We start from the raw sequence: 12,102 nt of genomic DNA, 5'->3' as shown, positions 1-12,102 counted from the left end.
CTGCTGGGGCGCGAGGTGGTGGTCGACATCCATCTTCCGCAGGGCTGGAATGTCGTAGTTGCGGATCACAGCAGTCATCGGGTCCTCGAAGTCTTGGGTCGCAGCGTGTCGTTGGCTGCGATCACAACCGGTATGCCACAGACGGGCGAGTTCGCACCAGCCGGATTTTCGAGCATTCCTGGATTTTGATACGCGGTGGACGGTCGCTGCCGCTTCCGCCGACAGAGTGACGTTACGTCAAGCCGCCGCTGAGATCTCAGCTACCAGCCGACAGCTTGCCCGTCTTTTCGGTGATCCGAGCCGCCGCGGTAGATCTGGCCCTGGGCTGCCGTGCGACCCAGCGTTCGCATGATCGCCTGATAGCCGCCCATCTCCGTGCCGTCTCGCTGAACGACCCGATGGCCCATGGCGCTGAGGGCGCCGCCGACATTTCGGAAGAGCTCGGCCTCGAGCCAGACCGTGTTGCGGTCCTGGAAGTGGCTGAAGCGAGCCGCATCGCTGGCCGCCTGAACATTGGCGCCTAGGTCGATCATGTTGATCAGAACTTGAGCGTGGCCCTGGGCCTGCTGGATCCCGCCCATCAGACCAAAGCTCATGAGTGGCTCCCCGTCCTTCATGACGAAGCCGGGAATCAGCGTCTGGAACGGCCGCTTTCCGGGGGCGATGGCGTTCGGGCTGGTCGGGTCGAGGGAGAACAGGTTGGCCCGGTCGTTCAGCACGAACCCATAACCGGGCACCGTGATCGCAGAGCCGAAACCTTCGAAGACGCTGTAGATCAGCGAAACCATGTTGCCGTCTTTGTCGGCCGCGGAGATGTAGACGGTGCCGCCCATCGGCTCGGCCGCGGCCGGCGTGGGGGCGGCGCGGGTCAGGCTGATGTCCTTGCAACGGGTCCCGGCGTAGGCCTTGGAGATCAGGCGATCGACGGGGACGTTCGCGAAATCGGGATCGGCGTTGTAGCGGTGCAGATCCGCATAGGCGATCTTCTTGGCCTCGATCAGGAAGTGCCAATACAAAGGCGACGAATGGCCGAGCTTGGCCAGGTCGACGCCGAGCTGCGGGGCGCAGACCTCGACGATGTTGAGCATCTCCAGCGTCGCGAAGCCTTGGGTGCTGGGCGGCAGTTCGTAGACGTCGAAGCCCTTGTAGTTGGTGGAGATCGGATTGACCCAGGTGGCCTGGGTCCTGGCCAGGTCGTCCATCGTCATCCGACCGCCGAGCGCCTGGGATTTGGCGACGATCGCCCGGGCGATCTCTCCCTTGTAGAAGGCGTCGCGCCCCTTGGACTGCAGAGCCCGGAAGGCCTTGGCGAGATCGGGGTTGCGGAAGATCGAATAGGCGGCCGGCGCCTCGCCGTTCACCAGATAGGCCTTGGCGGAATCCGGGTCCTTGCGCAGGTCATCCACGTTGCCTTCCCAGTCGTAGTGGATGCGTTCGGAGACCGCGAACCCCTCGTCCGCGATGCGGACGGCCGGCTCGAGGACTTGCTTGAAGGTCATGGTCCCGCCCCGCTTCAGCAGGGCGTCCCACCCGTCGACGGCGCCGGGCACGCTGACGGAATCGATGCTCCGCCAGTCGATCTCCTTGATGTTGCGCGAGGCGAAATAATCCGGGGTCGAACCGGTCACCGCCCTCCCCGTGCCGTTCAGGCCGACGAGCTTCTTCTCCTTGGCGATCCAAGCGATGGCGAACATGTCGCCGCCGATTCCGGCCCCGCCGGGCTCGACGACGTTGAGCACCGCCGCCGCCGCGACGGCGGCGTCGAAGGCGTTGCCGCCCTTCTTGAGGATCTCAAGCCCGGCCTGGGCGGCCAGCGGCTGGCTGGTGGCGACCATGCCGTTCCGCGCCACCACCTCCGATCGCGACTGCGCGAGCCAGCCACCCGAGCGGTCGCCCCGAAACGACCGGAAGCTCTCCTGGCTCCAGGCGCTGGTCGCGCCGGCGAGCATCGAAAGTGCGGCGACGGCCGCCGTGATCTTACCCATAGCCACCCCTAATCGCGCTCGCCGGAAAAGATCAGGCGTTACGCAGGTACCAGTCGAAATCCTGAGCCGGAATCTCTTCGAAGAAGCGCGACTGTTCCGTGCGCTTCACCGAGGTGTACATGTCCACGAACCTCGAGCCGAGGTAGTCGCGCATGATCTCGCTCTTGTCGAAGAGGTCGACCGCGGCGAACCAGTTGGTCGGCAGGTACTCGCCCGACTCCTTGGCGGCCGCATAGCCGTCGCCGACGACGGCCGGGCCCGGATCGATCTTGTTGGTGATGCCGTAGTGGGCGGCGGCGAGGACGGCGGCGAGCGCCAGGTGCGGGTTGGCGTCGGCGCCCGCCACCCGGTGCTCCACGTGGCGCGTCGGCGGCGGGCCGGCCGGCACGCGCAGCGAGACGGTACGGTTGTTGACGCCCCAGGTCGGGGCCTGCGGCGCGTAGGAGTTGGCCTTGAACCGACGGTAGGAGTTGGCGTTGGGCGCGAAGATCGCCATCCCCTCGCCCACCAGTTGCTTCATGCCTCCGATCGCGTAGCGCAGCAGGTCCGAGCCCTCCGGGTTCTCGCTGGCGCAGGCGTTCTTGCCGTCCTTGTCGTTGAAGCTGACGTGGATATGGAAGCCACTGCCGGCCTGATCGGCGAACGGCTTGGCCATGAACGTCGCCTCGCAGCCGTGGGTCAGGGCCACGCCCTTGGCGGCGCGCTTGTACATCACCGCGTCGTCGCAGGCGCGCAGGACGTCGTCCTTGTGCTTCAGGGTCAGCTCGAGCTGACCCGGCGCATACTCGGAAATCGCGCCTTCGAGCGGAATGCCCTGGGCGTCGGCGGCCTTCCAGAGGTCGCGCAAGAAGGGCGCGTTCTCTTCGATCTCCGGGAGACCATAGACCTGATGAAGGCGCGGCAGCTCGCCGCTGAACCGCGAGGCCGGCAGGCGAATTCCGCCGCTGGGCGTCCGCCTGGCGTCGACGAGGTAGTATTCCAGCTCGGCCGCGGCGACCGGAGTGAGGCCGTCGGCGGCAAACCGGTCCAGCACGCCCTTCAGTACGTGGCGCGGATCGAGATCGTTCGGGCGGCCATCCAGTTCGTAGAGCGACAGCATCACCTGGCCGACATCATCGCCCAGCCACGGCGCCGGGACCAGCGTGCCCGGGATCGGCTTGCCCAGACGATCGGCGTCGCCGTCCTCCCAAACCAACCCCGTATCCTCGCAGTCGCGGCCGGTGATGTCGTTCACCAGGATCGAGCCGGGCAGGAAGCGGCCGTAATCGAAGACGCCGCGCAGCTCGTGGCGGCGCAGGCGCTTGCCGCGCGGCACGCCGCTCATGGCGGTGAACAGCACCTCGAAGAAGGTGATTTCCGGATGGGCGGCCAGGAAGGCCTCAAGCTCGTCAGGTCCGCTCACGGCGTTCATGTCTCAGATCAACTCGCACGAAGGGTGAAGCTCACCGACTTCAGGTCGGCGTATTTATGCAATGCATGCAGGCTGCGGTCACGGCCGAAGCCAGACTGTTTGAAGCCGCCGAACGGCATGGTGATGTCGCAGGCGTCCCAGCCGTTGACCCATACCAGGCCGGCGCGCAGCCGCTTGGCCATGGTCATGGCCCGGTCGAGATCCGCAGTCCACAGCCCCGAGGCCAGGCCGTAGATGGTGTCGTTGGCGAGGCGCAGGGCCTCGTCCGCAGTCTTGAAGGTCATGACGCCGAGCACCGGGCCGAACACCTCCTCGCGGGCCAGCAACGAGTCGGGTTTGACGTTCTCGAAGATGGTCGGCTCGACATAGAAGCCGCCGGTCTCAGCCATGACGCGGTTGCCGCCCAGCCGGGGTTCGAGCCCCGCGGCGCGGGTCTCGTCGATGAAGCGCAATGCGGTCTGCATCTGCCGCTCGCTGATCATGGCGCCGTAGCGGGTGGCCGGGTCGAGGGGATCGCCGACCTGAATGGTCCGCGCCACCTCGACCACCATGTCGATGAACCGGTCCTTGATCGTCTCCTGGACCAGCAGCCGCGAGGCCGAGGTGCAGACCTCGCCCTGGTTGAAGAAGACGCCCCAGGCGGCGGCCTCGGCGGCAGCCTGGAGGTCGGGGCAGTCGTCGAAGACGATCTGCGGGGACTTTCCGCCCAGCTCGAGGCTGACGCGCTTGAGGTTGCTTTCGCCTGAATACTTCATCAGCGCGCGGCCGACGCCGCCGGAGCCGGTGAAGGCGATCATGTCGACGTCCATGTGGCGGGCCAGCGCCTCGCCGGCCGGTACGCCGAAGCCAGTGACGACGTTGAAGACGCCGGGAGGCAGGCCCGCTTCCAGGGCCAGTTCGGCGACGCGCATGCAGCTCAGCGGCGCCTGTTCGGCCGGCTTCAGGACGACGCTGTTGCCCATGGCGAGGGCCGGAGCGACCTTCCACATCGCCATGTGCAGCGGGAAGTTCCACGGCGTGATGGCGCCGATGACGCCAAGCGGCTCGTGGACGGCGTAGGAGAAGCGGCTGTCCGGCGACGGGCCGACTTCGCCGTAGACCTTGTCCAGCGCCTCGGCGTACCAGCGCACAGACTGGATCGCGAGCCGCATGTCGACGCCGCGGGCGTCGCCGATCGGCTTTCCGCTGTCGAGAGATTCGAGCAGGGCGAGCTCGTCGATGTGGGCTTCCATCAGCTCCGCGAGGCGGAGCATAACGGCCTTCTTGTCCCGCGGGGCCTGGGCCCGCCAGCGTCCGTCTTCAAAGGCGGCTCGGGCCGCGGCGACCGCGCGGTCTACGTCCTGCACGCCGCAGGCCGGCGCCTTGCTCAGCAGCGCGCCGTTGCGCGGCGAGATGACGTCGAAGGTGGCGCCGTCTAGCGCCTGCACGAGCTTGCCGTCGATCACCGCGGCCGACGGGACCTGCAGAGCGGCCAGACGCTTGTCGAGTTCGGGGGAAACGTACATTTCGGACCCTCTACTGTGATCACGACCGAAAACCAAGATTATTCCTGAGATGGCCCCCGGCGGTCCGAGCGCGAAGATCGAGCGCCTGGCTGCGATCTCAGACCCTCGATAACCGGCGGCGATTCAACCATTTGGGCTTCTTGCGTTCGCAGGACGCCTATGGTCCGTTACGGAGGATTTGGCGGGGAGAATAGGGTGGATTCCGGCGCACAGGCTCGCAAGACGCTAACTTCCGCCATGCGCGACACTCAGGAAAATTCGACGGACGAAGAGCCGGCGCTGCACGCTGCGATCTACGAGGATCTTCGTCATCGTCTTATCACCGGTAGGATCGTGCCCGGCGTCGGCCTGTCGACCCGTGGCCTGGCGCTGGAACTCGGCGTCAGCCAGATGCCCGTCCGCCAGGCGCTGAGCCGACTTGCCGCCGAGGGAGCGGTCGAGATCCGCTCGAAGCGCAAGATCGAAGTGTCGGCGATGACGCCGCAACGGTTCGCCGATCTGCTGGGCTGCCGGCTGCTGCTGGAGCCGCAGGCCGCGGTCGAGGCCCTGCCTCACATCACGCCGCAACTGCTGAAGCGCCTGCGCCATCACGACGCCGCTCTCGACGCCGCCATGCAGGAAGGCAACGTGATCGCCTACATCGAGAACAATTTCGAGTTCCACTTCACGCTCTACCGGGCCAACCAGCGACCGACCCTGAACCGGCTCATCGAGACCCTTTGGCTGCAAGTCGGGCCGTTCATGCGGGTGGTCTATGGCCGTGTCGGCACCGCCAATCTGATGGACCAGCACCGAGTCGCGCTCGACGCGATAGAGCGGCAAGATGCCGACGCCCTGCGCGAGGCGATCGCCTCGGATATCGGCGACGGTATGGGCCTGATCGGCGGCGGCGCCTGGCAACAGACCGACGTGGTCACTTAAAGCGGATCGCCCCGCATCGCGCGGCCAAGAAGGCGGAAGAAGGCCTGCGACTGGGGGTTTTCGGCTGGCCGCCATTCCGGGTGCCATTGGACGGCCAGAACCGGCGTCGAGCCGACCGTCGTCGAGAACGCCTCGACGACGCCGTCGGGTGCCCTCGCCTCCACCGTCAAGCCTTCGCCCAGGCGATCAATCCCCTGGAAATGGACCGAATTGACGGTGATGCGGGCCTCTCCCGTCGCGCGACGCAGCAGGCCGCCGTCGCTTAATTCGACCTCGTGTTCGTGGGCGAACATTTCGTCGAAGCCGACATCGTCAGGTGCATGGTGGCGCAGGAGCTCGTCGGCGGTGTTCATGTCCCGGCGCAGGGTGCCCCCGAAGGCGACGTTCAGTTCCTGGAGCCCCCGGCAGATCCCGAAAACCGGCTTGCCCTGAGCGGTCATCGCCCGGATCAGCGCCGAGGTGGTGTCGTCGCGGTTGGCGTCGAACGGCCCCGGTGCGGTGGCGGCGGCCTCCGGCTGGCCATAGCGGGCTGGCGACAGGTTCGAGGGGCTTCCGGTCAGCAGCAGGCCATCGAGGCGGGGAGCGACCTCGTCGGCGCGCATCAATCCAGGAAGCGCAGGGATCAGCAGGGCCGCCGCGTCCGCGTAGCGCATCGCGGCGTCGACGTAGCGGGTCATGACCGCTTGGGCGGTCTCCACGCCCATGTCCCGCGTACAGCAGGCGATCCCGAGAACCGGACGGAGGGGAGCGGCGGAGGACATCGGAGGACCTGCGGACTGCGATCACAACCGCACGACCGCGGCTGTGCCGCCTAGATATGGGAAAACAGCTTACCTGTTCAACACCTGCGGCGGCGACCTGGCCGCCGCCGCAGACGCTGTGATCGTGAACTTAGACCGATGCGGCGTTGAACGCCGAGTATTCGAGGCCGAGGCTTTGGGCGACCGGCTCGTTGGTCAGCTTGCCGCGGAACACGTTCAGGCCGTTCACCAGGTGCGGATTGTCGGCCAGGGCCTTGAGACCCTTCTGCGCCAGCTCTAGGCCGAACGGCAGGGTGGCGTTGTTCAGCGCGTAGCTCGAGGTCAGCGGCACCGAACCGGGCATGTTGGCAACGCAGTAATGGATCACGCCGTCCACTTCGAAGGTGGGGTCCTGGTGGGTCGTGGCGTGCGAGGTCTCAAAGCAGCCGCCCTGGTCGATGGCGACGTCGACGAGCACCGAACCACGGCGCATCTTCGGCAGCATATCGCGGGTGACGAGCTTCGGCGCGCTCGCGCCCGGCACGAGGACCGCACCCACGACGACGTCGGCGTTGAACACTTCCTGCTCGATCGCCTCGATGGTCGAGAAGCGCGTGCGCACCCGGCCATCGAACATCTCGTCGAGCTGACGCAGGCGCGGGATCGACTGATCGATGATCGCGACGTCGGCGCCGAGGCCGACAGCCATGCGGGCCGCATGAGTGCCGACGACGCCGCCGCCGATCACGACGACCGTCGCCGGAGCCACGCCCGGGACGCCGCCCAGCAGCAGGCCGCGGCCGCCGTTGTAGCGCTTCAGCGCCGCAGCGCCGGCCTCGATGGACAGACGGCCGGCCACTTCGCTCATCGGCGCGAGCAGCGGCAGGGCGCCGCGCGAATCCGTCACCGTCTCATAGGCGATGGCCGTGCAACCCGACTCGATCAGGCCCTTGGTCTGCTCCGGATCCGGAGCCAGGTGCAGGTAGGTGAAGAGGATCTGCTCGGGGCGCAGGCGAACCCACTCCGACGGCTGGGGCTCCTTCACCTTCACGATCATCTCGGCCTTGGCGAAGACCTCTTCGGCGCTCGCGGCGATCTCGGCGCCAGCCTTTTTATAGTCCTCGTCGGAAGCCCCGATGCCCGCGCCGGCGTTGGTTTCAACCAACACCTGGTGGCCACGCGCGACGTACTCACGGGCCGCGCCGGGCGTCAGGCCCACGCGATACTCCTGAGGCTTAATCTCCTTAGGCACACCGATACGCATCGTAATTCCTCGGAATCTGCTTCTGAATTTTCAGGCTTTAGCGCTCGCGCATGCCTGTCGCCACCAAGCTCGCGGGCCGTGGCGACGTCGGGGCCCTTATGAGAGGGTGGATGCTGAGATCATAGAGGACTTCCTTACCCGATATGGTGCTCGTGGGTCACCAGGGTTCAGCGCCTCTGCGAGAAAATCCGGTGGACGATGCGATCGCCCGGCAGGAGGCCGAGCTGCGCCGCCCGGCCACCGGCGAGTTCCAGAACCGCCCTCGCCGGGCCGTTCGACGGCAGCGGCGTCTCGTCCAGGGGCCGTGCATTGGCCACAACGGAAACCACCCGGCCGTCCGCGCCAATGTAGACGATGTCAAGGGGGATGAGGGTGTTGCGCATCCAGAAGGCGAGGAACTGCGGCCGCTGAAAGTCGAACAGCATCCCGCGATCCGGCGCCAGGCTGCGGCGGCACATCAGGCCGTACTGCCGTTCGACGGGGCTGTCGGCGAACTCGACCTGGAGGGCCGTGCGACCCTTGGGGGTCACCACTTGGAGCGGTTGCAGGGGTCGCAGTTCGGCCTGGCCCTTGCAGGCGTTGGGCGACTGTCGTGGAATATCCTGGGCCTGCACGCCAGCGGGAACGAGGGCCGCAGCGAGCGAGAGCCCGGCCCAATGGCGCGACGAGAAGCTGAACACCGGTGGACTCCGCGACTTCGAGATCAGTCTAAGGTGGACTCGATCTCGGCCACGACAAGTCCTTTCGGGCCTTCGGCAAAGCGCACCATCACGTCCTCGCCGGGCTGGAGATCTTCCATGCCCGAGCGGCGCAGGGTCTCGATGTGCACGAAGATGTCCCCTGGCTCGCCGTCGCGGACGACAAAGCCGTAGCCCTTTGTGCGGTTGAACCACTTGACCTTGGCCCGCTCGAGCGGGCCCACCGCCTCCAGAACGGGGCGGGCGGGCCGGCTCATGACCGGGCCGCCGTCGTAGCCGGAGCTGCGTTCGCGGCGGAAGCCGTCGTCGCGGCTGCGCCGCTCGGCCGGCGGCGGGGCGCAACTTTCGTCGATCTCCACGACTTCGGCGACTTGCCAGCCCTTGGGCCGGCGAACGACGTCGCAGGTGATCGCCGAGCCTTCCAGCGCGTTGTCGCGCCCGCAATTGCGAAGCGAGGTTACGTGCAGGAGCACGTCCTTCAGGTCGGTCTGGCCAGGATCGTCGGGGACGATGAACCCGTACCCCTTGCCGGCATCAAACCACTTGACCCGTCCCGTGATCCGCACCGCATCGGCGGCCGCATCCACGCCTTCCAACTCGAACCCCGTCATTGCCCCCCGGCCCCGACACCCCCCAACCACTCGGATTGGAGCCAACCGTAACACTGTTCGCCTAATCACGGCGGCGTCAACGGGAATTCTGCGCGCGCAGGCGCAAAGCAAAGGTAATCCAACGATCTGGGGGAGGCTCGCGTTGGCAGTCCCTAGGGGAGTCGAACCCCTCTCTCCAGGTTGAAAACCTGGCGTCCTAACCGATAGACGAAGGGACCGCTTGGCGCGAGGCGGGCTCTATATAAGCCTTCACCGAGGGGTGCAAGCCCCTGCCGTAGATCAAATCCGCCGCGGGTCCGCGACATCCTCGATCTCGAGTTCCACGCTCTCGCGCCCCTGCCAGTCATCGGGCTTCAGGCGACCGACGACATGAACCGCTCCGCCCTCGGAAAGCAGACGCCGGCCGGCCTCCGTTTCGGCCATACGCCACGCCACAGCCTTGAGTTTGCCGCCGGACGAATCAACCAGGGTGCAGCGCACGTGCCCGCCCTTGAGAGCCATCGGTCGCTCGATCCGGACGTCGGCGGCGGCGAACAGCGGTTCGGGATTGCCGGGGCCGAATGGGGCGAGTCGCTGGAAGTCCTGCCATAGGGCGCGGGTGCAGCCGGCGGTCGTGACCAGGGCGTCGATCTCCAGCCCGTCCTCCGCCGCCGCGATTCCCGCCTCTTCCGCCAAGCGCTCGCACAGGAAGGCGCGCAGTTCGGGGATCGAGGCCGGGCGCACCGACAGGCCGGCCGCCATGGCGTGGCCGCCGCCGGCAAGCAGCAGGCCCGCCTCGTAGGCCGCCTGGACCGCCTGTCCGAGGTTCACGCCCGGCTGGGAGCGTCCGGACCCCTTGCCGACGTCCGCGGCGCGATCCACGCCGATGACGATCACCGGTTTGCGGTAGCGCTCACGCAGCCTACCGGCGACGATGCCGATGACGCCCGGGTGCCAGTCGTCGGCAGCCACCACCAGGCATGGCGCATCCTCGGCGTTGCTTTCGCGCTCGATGACCCGGACCGCCGCCTCGATCACCTCGCGCTCCACCTCCTTGCGGGCGGCGTTGAGGGCGTCGAGTTCACCCGCCAGGGCCAGCGCCTCTTCCTCATCGTCGGTGGCCAGCAGTCGCGCGCCGAGGTCGGAGCGACCAATCCGCCCTCCTGCATTGATCCGCGGACCAAGGACGAAGCCGGCATGGAAGACGCTGGCCGGTCCCGGCGCGTGTTTGGCGACATCGAGCAGGGCCTTCAGGCCCGGGTTCCTCCAACCACTCATGACCCTCAGGCCTTGCGCGGCCAGGGCGCGATTGAAGCCGACGAGCTGTGTGACGTCGCAGATCGCACCCATGGCCGCGAGGTCCAGCCAACTGCGCAGGTCAGGCTCGCTCCGCCCCTCGAAGAGCCCCCTGCCCCGCGCCTCGCGGCTCAGCGCCGCCAGCAGGACGAAGGTGACGCCGGCCGCCGCCAGGTGTCCCTGCCCGGAACCGCAATCCGGTCGGTTGGGGTTGACCAGGGCGGCGACCTTGGGGATCTCGCCGGGTCGCATCAAGTGATGGTCGATCACCACGACTTCGAGCCCGATTTCGGCGGCGCATTGCAGGGCGTCGTGGGCGGCTGCGCCGCAGTCGACGGTGACCACCAGTTCCGCGCCGTCCGCCTTCAACCGGCGGAACGCGGCCGGTGACGGGCCGTAGCCTTCCTTCAGGCGGTCGGGCACATAGATCGACAGCTCATGGCCGAGCGCCCGGAACCAGCGCACGAGCTGGGCGGCCGAGGAGGCGCCGTCGACGTCGTAATCGGCGAACACGACGATCCGCCGCCGCTGTTCAAGGGCATCGACGAGCACCCGCGCCGCCAGATCCATGTCGGCGAAGCTGGAGGGATCCGGAAACTGCGCCTTCAGGCTGGGGTTGAGGTAGATGGCCCCGCCGTCGCCGCCCACGCCGCGAGCCGCCACGGCGCGGGCCAGCGGCTCGTCCAGGCCGAGACCCAGGCGGTGGGTGCGCACGGCCTCGGCGTCGGCCGGACGCTCGCGCCAGCGTCGCCCGGACAGCGAGCGCGAGACGCCGAGATAGTCGATGTTGCCGCCGCCGTCGGCCAAGGTCAGCTCCGTTCGTTCCGGGCCATTATCGGACGAGTCGCCCGCATATCGCCTTGTGCTGATAGCCGCAGGCGGCGTCAGGAACGGTCGTGAGGCGTCAGACCGGCCGCTTCATGCGTACTTCGCGCACGGTGTGGGTCGCCGAGTTCATTACCAGGGTGTGGGTCCGCACGAATCCGCGATCAAAAGTGACGCCATCCAGGAGGGCGCCGCTGGTGACGCCCGTAGCAGCGAAGATCGCCTCGGCGCGGACCATTTCGTGCAGGTCGTACTTCTTGTCGAAGTCAGTGATGCCGATTCGCTCGGCGCGAGCCCGCTCGTCGGCGTTGCGGAAAACCAAACGCCCCTGGAACTGCCCGCCGACGCATTTCAGCGCCGCGCAGGCCAGCACCCCCTCCGGCGCCCCGCCCAGCCCAAGGTACAGATCGACGCCGGTTTCGGGATCGGCGGTGTTGATCACCCCGGCGACGTCGCCGTCGTTGATCAGGTAGACCCGCGCCCCGGCGCTACGGAGGCTGGCGATGATCTCTGCGTGCCGCGGACGGTCGAGCACGCAGACGGTGATCTGCGACGGATCGACCCCCTTCGCCGTAGCGAGGGCGGCGACGTTCTCGGCCGGTGTGCGGTCAAGATCGATCAGGCCGGCCGGATAGCCGGGCCCGCAAGCGATCTTGTCCATGTAGGTGTCCGGCGCCTGCAGCAACGAGCCGCGCGGCGCCCAGGCCATCACCGCCAGGGCCCCCGCCATGGCCTTGGCCGTCAGGGTCGTGCCTTCGAGCGGATCGAGCGCGATGTCGACCTTGAGCTTGCCGCCCTTGCCGACCTTCTCGCCGATATAGAGCATCGGCGCCTCGTCGCGCTCGCCCTCGCCGATGACGATCTCGC

11 protein-coding genes and 1 tRNA gene are annotated in these 12,102 nt (G+C 67.4%); 2 read left to right on the top strand and 10 right to left on the bottom strand.

Features of this window, described 5'->3' with window-relative positions:
* Positions 1-189: hypothetical protein (locus ACILRF_RS10240; RefSeq protein ID WP_395672520.1), on the top strand; the 189-nt coding region annotated here is incomplete at its 5' end.
* Positions 190-260: 71 nt separating this feature from the next.
* On the opposite strand, the gene ggt is transcribed toward ACILRF_RS10240, so the two are convergent.
* From ggt to ACILRF_RS10225, 3 genes are read right to left on the bottom strand one after another with little or no spacing between them, the layout of a single operon-like run.
* The gene (ggt, locus tag ACILRF_RS10235) at positions 261-1,985 is read right to left on the bottom strand and encodes a gamma-glutamyltransferase (protein WP_395672518.1); all 1,725 of its coding nucleotides are present in this window, start codon (positions 1,983-1,985) and stop codon (positions 261-263) included.
* 31 nt (positions 1,986-2,016) lie between these two features.
* Positions 2,017-3,396: a glutamine synthetase family protein gene (locus ACILRF_RS10230; RefSeq protein WP_395672516.1), complete on the bottom strand. Its 1,380-nt coding sequence runs from the start codon at positions 3,394-3,396 to the stop codon at positions 2,017-2,019.
* Between the two features lie 8 nt (positions 3,397-3,404).
* Positions 3,405-4,901 carry an aldehyde dehydrogenase gene (locus tag ACILRF_RS10225; protein ID WP_395672514.1) on the bottom strand — a complete coding sequence of 499 codons (1,497 nt, stop codon included), beginning with the start codon at positions 4,899-4,901 and terminating at the stop codon, positions 3,405-3,407.
* Positions 4,902-5,138: 237 nt separating this feature from the next.
* On the opposite strand from ACILRF_RS10225, the gene ACILRF_RS10220 reads away from it, so the two are divergent.
* The gene (locus ACILRF_RS10220; RefSeq protein WP_395672512.1) at positions 5,139-5,822 is read left to right on the top strand and encodes a GntR family transcriptional regulator; all 684 of its coding nucleotides are present in this window, start codon (positions 5,139-5,141) and stop codon (positions 5,820-5,822) included.
* On the opposite strand, the gene ACILRF_RS10215 is transcribed toward ACILRF_RS10220, so the two are convergent.
* The 7 genes from ACILRF_RS10215 to glpX form a co-directional block, all read right to left on the bottom strand.
* A complete protein-coding gene (locus ACILRF_RS10215) occupies positions 5,819-6,583 on the bottom strand; it encodes a gamma-glutamyl-gamma-aminobutyrate hydrolase family protein (RefSeq protein ID WP_395672510.1) in 765 nt (254 codons plus the stop codon). The two genes, ACILRF_RS10220 and ACILRF_RS10215, sit on opposite strands and share 4 nt — an antisense overlap.
* Positions 6,584-6,713: 130 nt before the next feature.
* Positions 6,714-7,826, bottom strand: coding sequence for an alanine dehydrogenase (gene ald, locus ACILRF_RS10210; RefSeq protein ID WP_395672508.1), 1,113 nt, complete (start codon positions 7,824-7,826; stop codon positions 6,714-6,716).
* A 167-nt stretch (positions 7,827-7,993) separates the two neighbouring features.
* The gene (locus ACILRF_RS10205) at positions 7,994-8,506 is read right to left on the bottom strand and encodes a DUF192 domain-containing protein (RefSeq protein WP_395672506.1); all 513 of its coding nucleotides are present in this window, start codon (positions 8,504-8,506) and stop codon (positions 7,994-7,996) included.
* Between the two features lie 23 nt (positions 8,507-8,529).
* Positions 8,530-9,135 carry a cold-shock protein gene (locus ACILRF_RS10200; protein ID WP_395672504.1) on the bottom strand — a complete coding sequence of 202 codons (606 nt, stop codon included), beginning with the start codon at positions 9,133-9,135 and terminating at the stop codon, positions 8,530-8,532.
* 143 nt (positions 9,136-9,278) lie between these two features.
* A tRNA-Glu gene (locus tag ACILRF_RS10195) sits at positions 9,279-9,353 on the bottom strand.
* A gap of 61 nt (positions 9,354-9,414) precedes the next feature.
* A complete protein-coding gene (gene recJ, locus ACILRF_RS10190; RefSeq protein WP_395672502.1) occupies positions 9,415-11,217 on the bottom strand; it encodes a single-stranded-DNA-specific exonuclease RecJ in 1,803 nt (600 codons plus the stop codon).
* A gap of 97 nt (positions 11,218-11,314) precedes the next feature.
* A partial coding sequence (gene glpX / locus ACILRF_RS10185; RefSeq protein ID WP_395672500.1) for a class II fructose-bisphosphatase occupies positions 11,315-12,102 on the bottom strand: 788 nt, incomplete at its 5' end.

Origin of the sequence: Phenylobacterium sp. (assembly GCF_044236515.1) — a bacterium.
Lineage (GTDB): Bacteria > Pseudomonadota > Alphaproteobacteria > Caulobacterales > Caulobacteraceae > Phenylobacterium.
This window is presented reverse-complemented; position numbering and strand designations above follow the sequence as displayed.

Bases quoted from the DNA above. Each gene is read 5' to 3' on its own strand.
- ald (WP_395672508.1), bottom strand. From the start codon at position 7,826: ATGCGTATCGGTGTGCCTAAGGAGATTAAGCCTCAGGAGTATCGCGTG.
- ACILRF_RS10225 (WP_395672514.1), bottom strand. From the start codon at position 4,901: ATGTACGTTTCCCCCGAACTCGACAAGCGTCTGGCCGCTCTGCAGGTC.
- ACILRF_RS10215 (WP_395672510.1), bottom strand. From the start codon at position 6,583: ATGTCCTCCGCCGCTCCCCTCCGTCCGGTTCTCGGGATCGCCTGCTGT.
- ACILRF_RS10230 (WP_395672516.1), bottom strand. From the start codon at position 3,396: ATGAACGCCGTGAGCGGACCTGACGAGCTTGAGGCCTTCCTGGCCGCC.
- ACILRF_RS10220 (WP_395672512.1), top strand. From the start codon at position 5,139: ATGCGCGACACTCAGGAAAATTCGACGGACGAAGAGCCGGCGCTGCAC.
- ggt (WP_395672518.1), bottom strand. From the start codon at position 1,985: ATGGGTAAGATCACGGCGGCCGTCGCCGCACTTTCGATGCTCGCCGGC.
- ACILRF_RS10200 (WP_395672504.1), bottom strand. From the start codon at position 9,135: ATGACGGGGTTCGAGTTGGAAGGCGTGGATGCGGCCGCCGATGCGGTG.